We start from the raw sequence: 16625 nt of genomic DNA, 5'->3' as shown, positions 1-16625 counted from the left end.
TTAGTAGCGACTGCCTCCCATATAATTCCAAAATTGGCCTAAGTCTACATGGAATTGAGACATAATAGCTGAAACAGCCATATCTTTTATTACAGACCAGGCAATGTAAAGAATGATGGCATACGCAATTGCATAAAGGATCGCACCAAAGTATTTATCATGAACTGCGCCTTCACCTGCAAAAATCATACTATAAATTGCTAAGGTAAATAATACAAGGCCCGCACTGATTAAAAACACATTCCACTTTATTGCACCAATACTTGGAGAGCTAAATAAAGCTAATGATAAGAAAGAAAGTACGGTTATAATTACTCCTAAACTTGCTCGATGTGATACTTCGTTAACGAAAGAAAATGGATTCTCTTTACGCCCATAAACAAATAAGCGTATAAAGTAAGTAACCGCAAGTAAGGCAGCACAAATTACAATTGTTAGTAAACTGAGTTTAAAAACAAGTCCACTAACAAACTTAGTAATCATTGATTTATCAGCAATACTAATTGTTGATCCCTTGATAGCCTCACTAATCCCTTTACCAATTAAAATTCGAACTCCAATAAAAGTTAAAATAATTTCAGCAACTAATGTACTGATTCCATACCAGGAACTACCGTCAACTTCTTCCATAGGATGGAACCAACCTGATTTTAACCAAGACCAGTAATTTTTTCCTTCTTTTTTAAAATCTACATTTGTAGTAATAGTTTCGGCAAAATTACTAAATCCATTCGAAACTCCTGAATTTGAAGTATTAGGTTGTTGTGAAGTAGCACTATCTAGTTTTGTTCCACAATTTGTACAAAATTTTACATCTTCTGTCATTTCTGCATGACAATTTGGACATGTTTTCATTACTTTCCTCCAAAATTAAATATTTTTACAACTTTTAAAGTTTATAATATTTTTAATAGTTTGTCTAATAATCTTCCAGATTGAAATAATACAATTGTTATTTTAAAGTCTTAAGATTTAGGCATTTCTTCAGGAATTAAACGGCGCCCCTCCCACCATTTTTTAGTACCCCCGCACTTAATGTTATTAATAAAAAAGAATTATGGCTTGAATTTTACATCAAATCATAATTCCATGAGGGGATTTATATAAAAGGGGATAAATTTTCAGTATTAATTTAATTTTGTTCCACAGTTTGTACAAAATGAAGCTGAAGCAGCTACTTGGTTACCACAACTTGAACAAAACTTAGTGTCTGTATCGCTAGAAACATCCGTAGAAGCATTAACAGCTTTAAGTTGAGGGGCTTGTTCTTGTTGTTGCTGATTATTAATCGCATTTACAATATCTTGAGAAGTTGCTTGTTGATTTTGAATTTGGCGATCCATTTGGGCGCGAGTATTTCTATCATTTTGATATTCTTGAATCTTATTATTAACTTCATCTGCAAACTCACGTACATGGGCACTTTCAAAAAATGGTACTGCAACTGATTGTTCCATTCCAGACTTTTCAAAAATTAATTTAGTCCGGATACCACTTAAAAATATTAAAGCACCAATAAGAATTACTAACACTGCTCCTAAGGCACTAGTATTAAACATAGCAAATCCTGCGATGGCAATCAAAATTCCTAAAAGCATGCTTCCAATTTTGTAGACTGATTCAATTTCTACACTTGTTAAACCAGGGAGCGGAATATTTTGATTTCTTCCACCTGCTGGAATAAGACCAAAGAAAGTTGTATTAGGCATTTTGACATGCATGAAGTTCTCATTAACTTCCATTACTCCTTTGATCCAAGGCATCAATAAACTAACAGAAAAATTGTTATTTCCATTTTTCTCTACATTACTTTGCATATTTTCCTCCAAAAATATTTAATTTTTTCAACTCCTTTACTTTATACCATTCTTAAACGTTTGTCTTAAAATCTTCCAGATTGAAATAATACACTTGTTATTTTTATATTAGCTTACAAAATTGATTGGATAATACCGAATAATAAAATCAACAACTGAGTACACAAATCTTGGCCTATCTACAAACTTTATACTTTTATTAGATGAAGATAGGTAATAAAGTGATATTTACAATTGCCTCCACTTACGTGGAGAATACAATTACTCTACTATACAAGAGATTTTTTTATTAATTTTTTTGCATAGAAAAAGGCACATATTCCATTAGAATTATGTGCCTAGTCTTATTAATTAAAAAGCGGTCGGATTTGAACCGACATCTAAAACTGCTAATTTTTTGGCTCTTATCTCCAAAAAATATTTTCTTAACAGATTTCGACTTCCCTCTTTGCCCATTCACTTCTTAATGTTTATTATTTTCCCATATTTTTTGCACCTTTGCAATTATATTGTTTTCTTCAGGATCACCTCCACTTACGTGGAGAATACAGTTAAAAAATTCCGTTATATCAACCTTTTAAATTACTACTTCTAAATTTTGATGAGTTTTAATAATCGCCGAATTAATTATAGCTAATTTTTGCAATATCAAAAACACTAATTAGATTTTTAATATTCCTTCTTCATATAGCTTTTCACCTAATAAAAAAGTTGCTCGTGCATCCCCAGCTGCAGTATGAGGGTTTTCATTAATAATATTATATTTATCTAATACAGAATTTAGATGATAATTGCTCATGAACTTATTCTTTCTTTTTATCAATCTTAATAAATCTCTACTTTTATTATTAAACATCTTTTTACCCATTTTAATAAATCCAAAACGTAGAAATTCTAAATCAAATCTAATGTTATAACCCATAATAAGATTATCCCCAATAAACTCTTCCAAGTCAGTTAAAGCATTATCCAAATTTGATCCCGATTTATTAAGTATTTCATTAGTAATACCAGTTAATTGGGATATTTTTGAACTAACTATTTGATCAATTTTTATATAACGCTGAAACTTAATAATTTCACCGGTCTTATTACGCCGAACAGCAGCTATTTCAATCAGTTCATCTTTTTCAGGATCCAATCCGGTAGTCTCAATATCAATACATACTACATTTTTTAAATATTTTTCTTTAGATAAAGAAGAATGAACATTTAATTTACTTTTAGTACGCCTAGCTTGATGCATCTTAGCAGCTGTACTCCATCCATAATTTTTCTCTTCTTTTAAAGACGTCTCTTTAAAAATAAGATGCTTCACTAAAGGCAATCCATCAAAGTCTACCACTTTTTTATCTTTTCGTGTTGTCTTGATAGTATACCCTAGCTCATTATTTGTAGAATAAATTAAGGTAGCTTCTCCAGTTTTTAAATTTTCCTGAATGCGTTCCCATAACAACTCTCTAATTCTTGCACTAAAGTTTCCAACATAAACCCAGTCTGGACTTCTTGGCACCACTTAGTTAGGTCTCCTCGGAGAGAAAGAGGTACTTTCGATAATGTGATGACTATCATTATTCTTTAAACTCCCGATATTGAACCCCATATTTTTGAAGTCCTTTCTTATCATCCCATAGAGCTAAACTTTCAACTCCAATTTCGTTTTCCCTACCTTCATCAAATAAATAATACAGATCCCTTACCATTTTATCCAGTATTTTCTTCTATTCCAAACAAAAAGCCTGATACTAATGCATCAAGCTAAAATAGAAATTTTATAATTTCTTTTCATTATAGTTTCCCTCCCCTAATGTTTTTTGTTTATTAAAATCTTTACCGTTCAAATGGAAATGTTCACCATAAATCAAATTAATAATTTTAATTTTACCTTTTCGATCTCTACCAAACACAACATAATCGCTCCATTTAGAACGTGTAAAACTATCATTAAAGTCCTTATTAAATTGAACTTCTTTATCTTTTCCAACTGCATCAATACGAGTAATCCAGATGTTATCACTTAATTTAGCAACTAAAACAACCTTTGCTTCCGACACGATCGTATCATCAATCGTAGATTTACTTACCTTAAGCTTAATTTCTTTTTTCATTACCCGATAGTAAATTGGATCTAAATATTCTAGTAAATTACGCAAACTGTAATGCTTATTTACATATTTTTCACGAAGATCCTGGCTATAAATACTGGGCTCTAATATAAACTTCACTTAATTCATCATAATCAGCATTACTTTGCACAGGTTTTAATTTGATGTTTTTTGTTCGTAAGAATTTTTTAAAGTCATTTAGAGATAAGTTAGCCTCTATTAAAGTAGAAACGTATTTTAAATTCCAACTTCGATATCTATAGCAAAAATGTAATTTAAAATAAATTCTGCTTACAATCCCTACAATCCTAGATCCTACAACATAAATAACTAATAAGAGACTTAATATAAAAAATATAAATGGATGCTCAGAATCGTCATCATCGCTAGAATCACCAATAGACGAATATCCTCCTCCACCAGAGTAGCCTCCTCCGGTCGACCCTCCACCAGTCGATCCCATTGAGGCAAACGTTGGTTGCGCTGGCTCTAAAATTTGAATCGACTTAACAGCTCCTGCCACTAAAACCAATGCAAGTAATACTTTTGAAAATATCCTGATAAAATTTGTAATCATAATCCACTTTTTCTCCAAAATTTACAGACACAAAGTCACAAATAACTTTCACTTTTAATTCCTCCAAGATGAAAGATAATTTTAATTTTAAATAACTTGGATTATTTAAGCAATATTAATTTTATCTTCTATCGCAAAAGGGTGAACGCCAACCTATGTGTTCGTCATGCAAGCCTAGAGCTTTTAAATTTTCACGTTTCATTTATTTTTTCTCCTTTAACACGTTTTTAGACCTCGCCCGCTTTCATTTCCATAAACTGCTAATTCTATAGAAATAATAGTCATTAAATAGTAAAATAAAAATAATAGATAGAAAATTAAAAGAGTTTGATATGAACCCTAAATTAGGACATATTATTGATTAGCTTTGATTCAAAATTATCTGAGAAAGAAATAACTAGAGTTGTCCTACACGAACTGGGGCATTATAAATATGATTAAGAAGTAATAACTACTGATTATAAAACAATCACATTACTAGAGTCTGCAGTGAGTGTAATGCAAATCGCTTTATGGTAGTAAAAGAACTAATCATCTATTATAGAGCACTAGGTCATGATGTCGAAACTATCAATTATATAAAATTAGCTAGATGTATTGGAATAAAAGATCCAATGTTAGTAAAGAAAGAATTAACAGAATACATATAGTCCAGAAACTGAAGACTTAAAAAGCTGGGATAATATTTTTAGGAGGATGTAACTAAATGAAAGTTACGAAATTAGTTATTGGTATTTTGCAAATTCTTTTTGCAGTAGTTATTTTAATTCAATCCTGTGCAGTTGGTGCAAGTCATGCAATGGAGAATAATACTAAAGATGTAGGTGGCTCAGTCGGCGTTTTTGTCGCCATTCTATTTTTAGCTACTGGTATTGTTTATATTGCTACTCGTAAAGCTCAAGGCTTAGGTGGGGATATTGCAGGATTAGTTATGATGATTATTGCATGGCTATTTGGGATTTCAAATGCTCACGACTATACAGATTTAGCAATTTGGGGTTGGTTAGCATTAATCATTGGAGTTGGATTCTTTGTTTGGCATATTATAGCTAATAAGAAAGCTAATGACTAAATTACAAAAAGCCCCAGCTGGAGCTTTTTGAATGGACAGAGTTCTTTTAACTTAAACCTACTTAATTTATTGGAGGAATTAAATTGAAACCTAAAAAGACTTTAACTGCCTTTATTGCTAGCTTAAGCTTAATGAGTAATTTAGTACTTACTACTAGTAATAAAGTTAATGCCGCCTATTATCGTGGTAAAAAAGTTACTACACCTAAATCTATTCGTGGTACTTGGTATACTTATAATAAATTTAATGATAATAGACTAGAAAAATTAAAAATTACTGCTCACACTGTTACTTATTCTAATTTTGGCTCATATGCTCCACATGGTACGTATACTTTGTATAATCAAAGTAAAAAAATCTACCAAAGAGCAAGTGGGGATATGAATTATATAAATATGGTTAACAAATATGCTACAAAACATCATTGGATGGTAGCTTGGAATTACAAATATAAAGGACATCAATACTTAGGGATAGATCCTTTTTGGCTAGATCTTGGAGATAATAATTTTGGAGGCGGCTTAAGAACAACTTCAATACATAAAAAAAGAAAAACTATTAAACAATTGATTTTACAAAATCCTAATTCAGTTAAAAAGTATTATAAATCTGTTTCTACTGCTAAATTACTGAAATAATTAGAGGAATAATAATGAAACATAAAAATATTTTAATTGCTTTCTTAACCTTTTGTTTATTGGGTATATTTTATCCTTCTACAAAAGTTTTAGCTAACAAATCATCAGATATTTATATGCAAGGATATGAAACTAAACATCCTAGAAATTATTTTAAAAAATGGACCCCAGTTGTTCTAACTGATAGATGTTTAGTACTCCCTCACTCTGTAGAAAAAGGCGTTAGTTTTCCAATCAAATACCTAAAATCAGGAACATTAATTAAATTAAAATCTGTTAATGGTCGCTGGAGAATTAAAGGACCCAATCTTCCTCTTAGTGATTCAGTTAATTATTGGTATCTTCCCCAATACAATAATGAGGGAGACTTTAACGATAGAACCCTTACAGAAGATGGTTATCTAGCAGGCTATAATTTTGTTAAATTATCAAGCTATAGTGGTAATACATATGTCTTTGCACATAAACGTAAAGTTAAAGTAACTAAAAATGTTCGTGCTGATCATTTAAAATTAACAACACCATTAGCTTATATGCACTCCGTGAAACATAAAATCATTAAAAAAGGAACTATTTTAACTGTAGGCGCCCCTACTAATCATTGGCAGCATGAAATTTGGGGCAAAGGTCTTAAAAACAGTAGTAAATATATTTGGGTAATCGATAAACTTAATGGTTGGTACAAATTTATTGATTAAGACAAATAGCCCCTACTTCTAACAAGGAGTAGTGGCTATTTAATTAAGGAGGTATTATGTTAAATTCTACACACCACACCACGAAGATGGTATTACTTATGCTAAAATTACAGGAAAAATGATTTATACAACTAAAAAAGCTGACATAACCCAAGAGGCTACTAAAACAGCAGCTAGATTGTGGAATGTATCCCTTTCCTAAAAGGCAATAGAAATATCTCAGGAAGCAATAAAAAGCAAAAATAATAAGGACTAAATTCTTATTCTACTCCCACTATAATGATCAGCAATTTAACCCTCATAGTGCCTTTTTTCTTCAAATACTTGAAAAAAGTTGGATAGGCGAAAATTTGGGACTCATATATTTAGATATACTCATATTTCAAAACTTGCTGAAAAGGGCTACTCTTTAGAACTAATCTCAAAAAGAGTTGGCCATCATGATTCGGCTCTCACTAGAAGAATCTACTATCACATTATTAAAAAGCACAAAAGAAATTTGATACTCAATTTAGTGAACTAAATTTATAAAAAATTGAGTCATAAATGAGTCATAATTCATATTAAAAGTTAAAATTAACAAAAAAAGAGGCTACCTTTAATCAAAGGTAACCTCTTTAAAATGCTGCTGTTACTTGTTTCTTTCAACATTTAATTTATTAATTTGACGTAAAATATCGACGGCTTTCCACATGCTTTCTAAAACAGTGTATTCAAAACGACCATGCATATTTTCTTCACCTGCAAAAAGATTTGGAGTTGGGAGTCCCATGTAGGTTAATTGAGAACCATCTGTACCCCCGCGAACAGGATCTTCGTTTATTGTTAAACCTTCTGCTTTATAAGCATCCCTTGCCAAATCAACAATCTCCATATGCTTCTTCAGTTCATCAGCCATATTATAGTATTGATCCCACATCTTCAACTTAATTCTTTCACTGCCAAGCTCTTCATTCATCTTCTTAACAATGCTTTTAACCAAGTTCTTACGTTCTTCAAGCCCTTGTCGTTCAAAATCACGAATAATGTAATCTAAATGAGCACTGTCAACTGTTCCTTCAAAATTCATTAAATGGAAAAATCCCTCTTTTCCATCAGTTTTTTCGGGTACTTCATTCTGAGGTAAAGAATTTTGAAAATCAATTCCGACTTGAATTGCATTAATCATTTGTCCTTTTGCTACAGCTGGGTGTACGTTAACCCCTTGAATATCTAAACTAAATTGAGCAGCAGAAAAAGTTCCCCAATCTAATTTACCCGGCGCTTCGCCATCAACAGTATATGCAAAATCTGCATTAAATTCATCTACATCAAAATGTTGTGCTCCAGTACCAATTTCTTCATCTGGAGTGAAAGCAATTCTAATTTCACCATGTTTTTCTTCTGGATGAGTCATCAAATATTCCGCAAAAGTCATAATTTCAGAAATTCCACATTTGTCATCCCCACCAAGTAAAGTATCACCTGATGCTGAGATGATAGTTTGACCCTTGTAGTTTTTTAAATGAGGAAAAACTTCTGGATCTAAATAAAATTCTGATTCCCCTAAACGGATCTTAGATTTTCCATCATAATTTTTAGTAATTTGAGGTTTAACATTTACTGAATTAAAATCTGCCGTATCACTATGTGCTAGTAAGCCAAAAACTGGAACTTTATAGTCAATATTTGAAGGAATAGTTGCAATGACACAGCCACTTTTTTCATTGTAGTGAACATCTTTTAGACCTAAGTCCATCAATTCCTTCATTAAAACATCTTTTTGAAAATCTTTTTCTCGTTTGGTAGAGGGAACAGTTGTAGAGTTCTCATCTGAACGTGAATTTATTTGAACGTACTTTAAAAAACGTGGTAAAAGGGTTGGATATTCTGTCATTTTATATTACCTCTTTAAAATAAATCTTGAAATGGATTTGTTGAAACTTCTGAAATAATAACTTCAGTTTTCCAACTTTTCTCTTTATTCCATTTTTCTAATAATTCAGCTACCTTATATTTAAATAGCTTTTCACTATAATGGCCTGGATCCACTACTGTTAAACCTGAAGAAATGATGTCATGACCAACATGATAATAGATATCACCAGTTACAAAGGCATCTACTTCCTCTTCAACAGCACGTTTCCAGAATTTTCCTCCATCTCCACAAATTAATCCGACAGTTGAAATTTCTTTTTCATTACTTGGTGTGATTAGTCGCGCCATTTTTAAATTCATTTTATTTTTAACATAGTAGGCAAAATCATAGGCCGTCATCTTATGGGGTAATTTTCCCTTACGTCCAATTGCAATGCCATCGGCATCAGGAGCAAATGGTTCAATATTTTCTAACCCTAATTCCTCTGCTTCCCATTGAGAAGAACCGTTCTTTGCTTTATCTGAATTCGTATGAATTGAATAAATTGTAATTCCGTTTTTAATAATATTGGCATACATTGCATTTTGCGGATCAGCATAATCTAAATTACGAGCTGGACGAAAAATTACTGGATGATGACTCACAATAAAATCTACATTGTTTTCTACTGCTTCTTCTACTACCTGTGGTCGTACATCAAGCGTAGTCATCACTTTGGTTACTTTCTGACTTAAAGAACCAATTTGAATTCCAACAGGGTCTCCCTTACTAGCAATATCTTCTGGGAAAACTTCTTGTAACTGTTTTACAATATCTCTGACTTGGGTCATTGTTATAATACTTCCTTAATTTCTGCTATTAATTTTTCTGTTTCTTTTATTCTATCATTTGCCTTAACTTTTGCTTTATTGAGATTACTCAATAATTGGGTTTGGTATTTTAACTGATTGGTCCATTTTTTTGTAAAAACTGAATTCTTTTCCTTTAATAATTCCGGACCAAATTGTATCTCCATTTCCGAGAGGGGAACTTTTTTCTCTTGCAAGGTAGCTTTAATTAATTCATAAATGTGGCCACTGACTTCAATAATTTCTTCTTTTACTATCTTATATTGATTATCAACTAGCCAACTTCTAACTCCTGGTTCACCGACATTAGGTTCTAAGATTAAAGTTGGATAGAGTTTCTTTGAATTTTTAGCCTGTTCCAGTAAATCTGTCATCAGCTTTCCACCCATCCCTGCAATTACTATTGTATCTAAATTATCATCATCTGTTAAAGTTTCTAATCCAGATCCTAATCTAGTTTCAATTTTTCCCTGTAATCCAGCTTCAGCAATATCTTTTTTTGCATTTTCAAGCGGCCCTTTAGCAACATCACTAGCAATTGCAAAATCAATCTTTTTTCGTTTAATAAGTTCAATTGGTAAGTACGCATGATCCGTTCCAATATCAGCTAATCTTGCATCCTGATCCACCATTTCTGCTAGATGTCCTAATCTTTCTTCCATATTTTATTTTCCCTTCTACTTGTAAGTCTTCTAATACTAGTTTACTAAAATTTTACAAAAGAAAAAGAAGAAAGAATTTTCTTCTTCCTCCTTTTAACTTAACTATTAATCTAAAAAGTCTCTTAATTGATTTGACCGACTTGGGTGACGTAATTTACGTAAAGCTTTAGCTTCAATCTGACGAATACGTTCACGAGTAACACCAAATACTCGTCCTACTTCTTCCAATGTTCTAGTACGTCCATCATCCAGGCCAAAACGTAAACGCAATACATTTTCTTCACGGTCAGTTAAAGTATCAAGTACTCCTTCCAACTGTTCTTTTAAAAGTTCATATGAAGCATGTTGCTCAGGGCTTGTTGCATCTTTATCTTCGATAAAGTCTCCTAAATGAGAATCATCTTCTTCCCCAATTGGTGTTTCCATTGATACAGGTTCTTGGGCAATTTTCAAAATCTCTCTTACTTTATCTGTTGGCATATCCATTTCAGCACCAATTTCTTCTGGCGTTGGTTCACGCCCCAAATCTTGAAGCAATTGACGTTGAATACGAATTAATTTATTAATTGTTTCTACCATATGAACAGGAATACGAATTGTCCGTGCTTGATCAGCAATTGCACGAGTTATGGCTTGACGAATCCACCAAGTTGCATAAGTAGAAAACTTAAATCCTAATCGATAGTCGAACTTATCTACTGCTTTCATTAATCCCATGTTACCTTCTTGGATTAAATCCAAAAATGACATTCCACGTCCAACATATCTTTTAGCAATTGAAACTACCAAACGTAAATTGGCTTCTGCTAACTCCTGCTTTGCTTCTTCGTCACCATCTTCAATTCTCTTTGCTAATGCAATTTCTTCGTCTGCACTTAAAAGAGAAACACGACCAATTTCCTTTAAGTACATTCTTACTGGATCATTCATTCGAACACTAGATGGAGCTGACATATCTTTTAATTCAGCTTTTTCAACATCTTTTTGTTTCTTTAATGCTAACTTAGAAGGTTCACCCTTTTCATCAACAATTGAGATCCCGTTATCTTCAAATTCTTGAACTAACTGATCAACTGCTTTTCCTTCTAAATGATAAGGAGTAATTAAGCGTGCAGTAAAGTCTGTATCAACGATCTGCTTATCTTTCTTTACTTCTTTGACAACTTCTTTTACTACTTTATCGAGACTTGGTTGTTCTTGAGTTGTAGTCTTTTTTTCTGCCATATTAAAGTAATCCTCCTTCTTTTTCTGTTCTACGTAAATTTATAATTTTTTTTGAGAGTTGCAATACTTTATTATTATCATTCTTTTGAATTGCATCTTCAATTTCTTCTTTTAACTTTTTAAGCTCATTATCTAACTTTTCTGCATTAACTGCTTGGATCAAATCATCAATTTCTTGTTCCAAGGTCTCATCTTCAATTGGTGGCATTTGATTCATTTCAAAATTAGTAACTATTGTACTTAAATTGGTTGGTGATACAAAATCCACAAAACTTTCTACATTAGGATTCTGATGCGTTTCTTGAAACTGGAGCCATTGTTCTTCCAAGCGTGCATAACTTTCTACCGGAAATAAGAAATGTTTACTCAAAATTAAATCTCGAGCTTTATTTGAATGGATAAATAAATACAATAATCTATCTAAGACAACATTTTTATCAACTTGTTCTTCAACCGCAGGAGAAGTAACCTGCTCATCATCGAGTCTGCGCGACTGACTAAGGGTATTTCGAAAAATTTTTCTATTTACCCGATTACGTGCAATTTGTTGCCGATTCCACTCTGGTTTTAATAAATCGACAGAAATTTCTGTCTTTTTAGCAATTTCATTAAGGTAGTAGCCTTGTTTTAAAGAATCATCTGTAGCCTGAACAATTAATGAAATTGCCGCTCTGGCAAATTTTTCTTTTTCATTTGTATTAGTAAGATCATACCTTTTAGCAAGCCGGCTCAGCAAAAAATCAATTGCTGGTTGAGCATTACTTAACGCTTGTCGATAAGCTTTGGCACTGTATTTTTTTACATATTCATCTGGGTCCATCCCATCTGGTAAACTTACCACACTTAAGTTGCGTTCATCATTTGAAGATGCATATGGATTTACTTGCTTTTTACTAGCAAACATTTTGATTGCTCGCTCACTTGCATGCACCCCTGCACTATCACCATCATAATTAATGATAATATTTGGAGTTACTTGTTTAATCAGAGAAACCTGACTATCGGTTAAGCTTGTTCCCATCGATGCAATCCCTGTTTTAACTCCTGCTTTATAGGCAGCAATCACATCCATATATCCTTCATATAAAATTAACTGTGACTCATTTTTTTGTTTACTACGGGCTTCTTTTTTAGCCTCAGAAAAATGGAAGAGCAACTTCGATTTATTAAAAATTTTCGTTTCAGGTGAATTCACATACTTAGCTATTTCTTTATTTTCAGAGATTCTTCTCCCTGAAAATCCTACAGTGTATCCAGCCTCATCCCCTAATGGAAACATTAAGCGATCACGAAAGCGATCATATAAAGCCCCATCTTCGCCTTGAACAAAAAGTCCACTTTGACTTAATAATTGTTCGTCATATTTTTTACTTAAATATTTAAAAAGATCATTTGGTCTTTCTGGTGCATACCCAATCTTGAAATGTTCGATAATTTCATCATCTAAATCACGCTTTTGTGCGTATTGTCGGCCTCGTTCACCTAATTGAGTATCTACTAAAACAAAATTATAAAATTCAGCAGTATCTTTATACATTTGTTTTAAAGGGCTTAAAGTATAGGCACGTGACCCTTGTGTTTCAGGTAAAGGAATATTAGCAGTTTGAGCAACTATACGAACACTCTCTGGAAAATTCAAATGTTCTTTTTCCATGATAAACTTGAATACATTTCCACCCTTCCCACATCCAAAACACTTAAAAAATTGCTTTTCTTCATTTACCGTGAATGAAGGAGTTTTTTCTTGGTGGAAAGGACATAAGCCGATGTAATCTTTGCCTTTTTTTTCTAAAGATACATACTGTCCAATGACATTAACAATATTTACCGAATTTCTTACTTCATTAATTAATTCTTCTGGAATACGGCCTGCCATTGCCTGACTCTTTTCTACTTAATTACTAGTTTACTTAAATCACCCATGCGACTAGCTAAGTCATTTACTTTTTGCAATTGGGTCAAGCGATTATTCTTAACCTTTTCATCTTTATCTAAAATCATATTACTTTCAAAATAATCATTGATAACCGGTTGCAAATCTACAAATCCCTGATATAATTCGTCAATTGCTAAATCATCATTTTGTAAATTTTCAACCCCTGCAAAAAGTTCTTTTTCACTATCAGAAGTAAATAAATCTGCATTTACTTCTGAATCATTACCTAATTCTGCCTTCTTTAAAATATTGGTAATTCTAGTTAAACTTTCAACAACTGGTTTGAAATCATCATCATCGTGATGCTTTTGAAGGGTTTTAGCAGCTGCCACAATTTGCATTGGATCTTGTTGACTAGAAGCTAACACTGCATCCACAACATCATATTTATAGTCATTACTTTGTAAAAATTGTTTTACACGGTCACGAATAAAATCAGCAATTTCACTTTCTTGTTCATCTGATTTAGGTAGTTTAGCAGGAGTTTTACCAGCAATTAAAGTAATTATTTCTGGTAAAACTTTTTTAATAGAAAGTGACCAATCTTCATTCAAAAGAATTCTAACAATTCCGTAGGCACTTCTTCTTAAAGCATATGGGTCATTAGAGGAAGTTGGAATCATCCCTGCCCCAAAGAAGGCAATGATCGTATCTAATTTTTCAGCAATTGACAAAAGTGCTCCAACTTCGCTTGTAGGTAATTCTCCCTCTGCACTAATTGGCATGTAACTTTCTTTAATTGCATTTGCTACAGCTTCATTTTCACCAGCCAATTTAGCATAGTGAGTACCCATGATCCCTTGTAATTCTGCAAATTCTCCTACCATTGAACTCACAAGATCAAACTTGTAAATATCCGCTGCACGATTAAAATCTTTAACCACTTCATCAGATAAATTAAATTGCTTAGCAAGATAATTTCCAATTTCTTTTACTCTTGTCATATGTTCAGACATTGAACCAATTTTATCGTGGAAAGAAACATTAGCTAACTTATCTACAAAATGAGAAAGTGGGTATTTCTTATCTTCATCATAGAAGAATTGTGCATCATCTAAACGAGCAACTAAAACTTTTTCATTACCTGAAATTACGTTATCAAGATATTCGCTGTTCCCATTTCTAACTGAAATAAAGTAGTTAATTAACTTACCATTTTCATCGTATACTTCAAAGTAACGTTGGTTATCTTTCATTGAAGTGATCAAAACTTCATCTGGAATGTTTAAATATTTTTCATCGAAACTTCCAGCAAAAACAGTTGGATATTCAACTAAGTTAGTAACTTCTTCAAGTAAACTTTTATCTAATTTTACTTTCCAGTTATGATGTGCAGCTAGTTCTTCAATTTGACGGACAATCATTTCTTTACGTTCAGCCGCATTAGCAATTACATATTGACTCTTTAAAGCTTCTTCATAGTCACTAGAATTTGCTAATACTACACTATCTCCTAAGAAACGGTGTCCTTGAGTCTTTCTACCTGCTTCAATATCAAGTAACTTAACTGGTACAACTTCACTGCCAAAAAGTGACACCATCCAATGAATTGGACGTACAAACTCAAAATCACCGCTTGCACCCCAACGCATCTTAGTAGGGAAAGTCATACTTTTAACAATATCACTCATCCCCATCAATATATTACTAGCTTTTTTACCTTCTTTTTGTACGTGTACATAGGCATATTCTGTGCCTTTTAGTTCTTCAAAATAAATATCATCTGTTGTCATTCCTTGACCACGTGCAAAACCTTGGGCTGCTTTTGTCCAGTTTCCATCACTATCTTGTGCAATCTTTTTAGCTGGACCTTTTTTAACCTCATCAATGTTTTCTTGTTGTTCGGCCAAATCTTTTACTAAAATTGTAAGACGGCGTGGAGTTGAAAAAGTCTTAATATCAGTAAAAGATAATCCATTTTCTTTTAAAAATTTTTTTGTTTTATCAGCTAATTGTTTTACACTCTTTGAAACAACATGAGCTGGCATTTCTTCAATACCAACTTCAAATAAGTAATCTTTAGTCATTATTTGCCACCTTTTCTTTGTTTTCTTGATGCTTTAATAGTGGGAAACCACGCTTTTCACGCTCTTCTACAAATCCCTTTGCAGCAAGATGAGCTAAGTTTCTAATTCGTGAAAGGTATCCTGCACGTTCAGTTACAGAAACAGCTCCCCGGGCATCTAACAAGTTAAAAGTATGACTAGACTTTAAAATGTAATCATAAGCAGGATGGATCAAGTTCTTACTTAATAGCTGCTTTGCAGTTGCTTCGTAATCATCAAATGCCTTAAGTAATTGCTCTTGATTACTTTCTTCAAAAGCATATTTAGAATGTTCATATTCTGGTTGTTTAAAGATATCACGATATAAAACCCCATCTCCCCATTCAAGGTCAAATACAGAGTTAACATCTTGAATATATGAAGCTAAGCGTTCTACACCATAAGTAATTTCACTCATTGTTGGTTTAACTTCAAGTTCTCCAACTACTTGGAAGTAAGTGAACTGGGAAACTTCCATTCCATCAAGCCATACTTCCCAACCAACACCAGCACATCCCATTGATGGGTTTGCCCAGTTATCTTCAACAAAACGAATATCGTGTTCTAATGGCTCAATTCCTAACACTCTTAAACTATCTAGATAGTATTGTTGAATTTCCTTTGGCGCTGGTTTCATAACTACCTGAAACTGATGGTGTTGATATAAACGATTAGGGTTATCACCATAGCGACCATCTGCTGGTCGTCTTGAAGGTTCAACGTAACATGCCTTCCAAGGTTCTGGACCAACGGCACGTAAAAAAGTGTATGGACTCATTGTCCCTGCACCTTTTTGTTCATCATATGATGGCATAATCATACAACCTTTAGAGGCCCAGAATTGTTCTAATTTAAAAATCATATTCTGAATATTCAGTTTTTCTGACATATGTATTCTCCTCACATCATAGGCTATAAAAAAAGCCTATGCAAAAATTTGCATAGGGACGATTGGTTCGCGGTTCCACCCTAATTCAGGGAGTATTCTCCCTGCTCTTAATTAATTTGGCTAAAAGGTGCCTTTCCTAGTTGTGCTCTCACTATCCACATTCGCTGTTCTAGTACTTTTTTATCCTTTATAATCGCCAATTATCCGTTTATATATTTTAGCACTAATTGCAAAAAATTACTAGTTCTCTTACCTA

At 32.7% G+C, this 16625-nt stretch carries 17 protein-coding genes and 1 pseudogene; 4 read left to right on the top strand and 14 right to left on the bottom strand.

Annotated features, from left to right (window positions below; all coding sequences use genetic code 11):
* From FP433_RS03730 to FP433_RS03700, 7 genes and pseudogenes are all read right to left on the bottom strand, one after another.
* The gene (locus FP433_RS03730; RefSeq protein WP_265484595.1) at positions 1-855 is read right to left on the bottom strand and encodes a zinc ribbon domain-containing protein; all 855 of its coding nucleotides are present in this window, start codon (positions 853-855) and stop codon (positions 1-3) included.
* A gap of 272 nt (positions 856-1127) precedes the next feature.
* Positions 1128-1817, bottom strand: a complete 690-nt coding sequence (locus FP433_RS03725) for a zinc-ribbon domain-containing protein (protein ID WP_265484596.1) — start codon at positions 1815-1817, stop codon at positions 1128-1130.
* A 661-nt stretch (positions 1818-2478) separates the two neighbouring features.
* On the bottom strand, positions 2479-3063 hold the full coding sequence (locus FP433_RS03720; protein WP_265487247.1) for a PolC-type DNA polymerase III: 585 nt from the start codon (positions 3061-3063) through the stop codon (positions 2479-2481).
* A gap of 132 nt (positions 3064-3195) precedes the next feature.
* Positions 3196-3389, bottom strand: a pseudogene (gene cas2e, locus FP433_RS03715) (type I-E CRISPR-associated endoribonuclease Cas2e); the annotation flags it as partial.
* On the bottom strand, positions 3389-3520 hold the full coding sequence (locus FP433_RS03710; RefSeq protein WP_265487208.1) for a hypothetical protein: 132 nt from the start codon (positions 3518-3520) through the stop codon (positions 3389-3391). The pseudogene cas2e and the gene FP433_RS03710, both read right to left, overlap by 1 nt.
* 69 nt (positions 3521-3589) lie before the next feature.
* A complete protein-coding gene (locus FP433_RS03705; RefSeq protein WP_265487206.1) occupies positions 3590-3970 on the bottom strand; it encodes a hypothetical protein in 381 nt (126 codons plus the stop codon).
* Positions 3971-4010: 40 nt separating this feature from the next.
* Entirely contained in the window at positions 4011-4499 is a 489-nt protein-coding gene (locus tag FP433_RS03700; protein WP_265487204.1) for a hypothetical protein, read from the bottom strand.
* 706 nt (positions 4500-5205) lie between these two features.
* On the opposite strand from FP433_RS03700, the gene FP433_RS03695 reads away from it, so the two are divergent.
* The 4 genes from FP433_RS03695 (at position 5206) to FP433_RS03680 (ending at position 7430) form a co-directional block, all read left to right on the top strand.
* Positions 5206-5571, top strand: coding sequence for a hypothetical protein (locus FP433_RS03695; protein ID WP_265487202.1), 366 nt, complete (start codon positions 5206-5208; stop codon positions 5569-5571).
* An 83-nt stretch (positions 5572-5654) separates the two neighbouring features.
* Complete coding sequence (locus FP433_RS03690) at positions 5655-6209, top strand: hypothetical protein (protein WP_265487201.1); 555 nt, start codon at positions 5655-5657, stop codon at positions 6207-6209.
* A gap of 14 nt (positions 6210-6223) precedes the next feature.
* Positions 6224-6907, top strand: coding sequence for a hypothetical protein (locus FP433_RS03685; RefSeq protein WP_265487200.1), 684 nt, complete (start codon positions 6224-6226; stop codon positions 6905-6907).
* Between the two features lie 334 nt (positions 6908-7241).
* Positions 7242-7430 carry a tyrosine-type recombinase/integrase gene (locus FP433_RS03680; protein ID WP_265487198.1) on the top strand — a complete coding sequence of 63 codons (189 nt, stop codon included), beginning with the start codon at positions 7242-7244 and terminating at the stop codon, positions 7428-7430.
* 108 nt (positions 7431-7538) lie between these two features.
* Here the strand turns inward: FP433_RS03680 and pepT are convergent, their stop codons facing one another.
* The 7 genes from pepT to glyQ form a co-directional block, all read right to left on the bottom strand.
* Positions 7539-8783: a peptidase T gene (gene pepT / locus FP433_RS03675; RefSeq protein WP_265487197.1), complete on the bottom strand. Its 1245-nt coding sequence runs from the start codon at positions 8781-8783 to the stop codon at positions 7539-7541.
* Positions 8784-8797: 14 nt separating this feature from the next.
* Entirely contained in the window at positions 8798-9595 is a 798-nt protein-coding gene (locus FP433_RS03670; RefSeq protein WP_265484603.1) for a Nif3-like dinuclear metal center hexameric protein, read from the bottom strand.
* A gap of 2 nt (positions 9596-9597) precedes the next feature.
* Entirely contained in the window at positions 9598-10275 is a 678-nt protein-coding gene (locus tag FP433_RS03665) for a tRNA (adenine(22)-N(1))-methyltransferase (RefSeq protein WP_265484604.1), read from the bottom strand.
* Between the two features lie 105 nt (positions 10276-10380).
* The gene (gene rpoD / locus FP433_RS03660; protein ID WP_265484605.1) at positions 10381-11499 is read right to left on the bottom strand and encodes an RNA polymerase sigma factor RpoD; all 1119 of its coding nucleotides are present in this window, start codon (positions 11497-11499) and stop codon (positions 10381-10383) included.
* A 1-nt stretch (position 11500) separates the two neighbouring features.
* Positions 11501-13375, bottom strand: a complete 1875-nt coding sequence (dnaG, locus tag FP433_RS03655) for a DNA primase (RefSeq protein ID WP_265487195.1) — start codon at positions 13373-13375, stop codon at positions 11501-11503.
* Positions 13376-13389: 14 nt separating this feature from the next.
* Positions 13390-15462, bottom strand: coding sequence for a glycine--tRNA ligase subunit beta (gene glyS, locus FP433_RS03650; RefSeq protein ID WP_265487193.1), 2073 nt, complete (start codon positions 15460-15462; stop codon positions 13390-13392).
* A complete protein-coding gene (gene glyQ, locus FP433_RS03645) occupies positions 15455-16369 on the bottom strand; it encodes a glycine--tRNA ligase subunit alpha (protein ID WP_265484608.1) in 915 nt (304 codons plus the stop codon). The genes glyS and glyQ overlap by 8 nt, the downstream gene beginning before the upstream one ends.
* Between the last annotated feature and the right edge of the window lie 256 nt (positions 16370-16625).

Origin of the sequence: Lactobacillus sp. PV012 (assembly GCF_014522325.1) — a bacterium.
Taxonomy (GTDB): Bacteria; Bacillota; Bacilli; order Lactobacillales; family Lactobacillaceae; genus Lactobacillus.
The sequence above is the reverse complement of the archived record's forward strand: the minus strand, read 5'-3'. Positions and strand labels throughout refer to the sequence as shown.

Bases quoted from the DNA above. Each gene is read 5' to 3' on its own strand.
- glyQ (WP_265484608.1), bottom strand. From the start codon at position 16,369: ATGTCAGAAAAACTGAATATTCAGAATATGATTTTTAAATTAGAACAA.
- glyS (WP_265487193.1), bottom strand. From the start codon at position 15,462: ATGACTAAAGATTACTTATTTGAAGTTGGTATTGAAGAAATGCCAGCT.
- dnaG (WP_265487195.1), bottom strand. From the start codon at position 13,375: ATGGCAGGCCGTATTCCAGAAGAATTAATTAATGAAGTAAGAAATTCG.
- FP433_RS03670 (WP_265484603.1), bottom strand. From the start codon at position 9,595: ATGACCCAAGTCAGAGATATTGTAAAACAGTTACAAGAAGTTTTCCCA.
- FP433_RS03710 (WP_265487208.1), bottom strand. From the start codon at position 3,520: ATGGTAAGGGATCTGTATTATTTATTTGATGAAGGTAGGGAAAACGAA.
- FP433_RS03725 (WP_265484596.1), bottom strand. From the start codon at position 1,817: ATGCAAAGTAATGTAGAGAAAAATGGAAATAACAATTTTTCTGTTAGT.
- FP433_RS03685 (WP_265487200.1), top strand. From the start codon at position 6,224: ATGAAACATAAAAATATTTTAATTGCTTTCTTAACCTTTTGTTTATTG.
- FP433_RS03695 (WP_265487202.1), top strand. From the start codon at position 5,206: ATGAAAGTTACGAAATTAGTTATTGGTATTTTGCAAATTCTTTTTGCA.
- FP433_RS03665 (WP_265484604.1), bottom strand. From the start codon at position 10,275: ATGGAAGAAAGATTAGGACATCTAGCAGAAATGGTGGATCAGGATGCA.
- pepT (WP_265487197.1), bottom strand. From the start codon at position 8,783: ATGACAGAATATCCAACCCTTTTACCACGTTTTTTAAAGTACGTTCAA.
- FP433_RS03720 (WP_265487247.1), bottom strand. From the start codon at position 3,063: ATGCATCAAGCTAGGCGTACTAAAAGTAAATTAAATGTTCATTCTTCT.
- rpoD (WP_265484605.1), bottom strand. From the start codon at position 11,499: ATGGCAGAAAAAAAGACTACAACTCAAGAACAACCAAGTCTCGATAAA.
- FP433_RS03700 (WP_265487204.1), bottom strand. From the start codon at position 4,499: ATGATTACAAATTTTATCAGGATATTTTCAAAAGTATTACTTGCATTG.
- FP433_RS03730 (WP_265484595.1), bottom strand. From the start codon at position 855: ATGAAAACATGTCCAAATTGTCATGCAGAAATGACAGAAGATGTAAAA.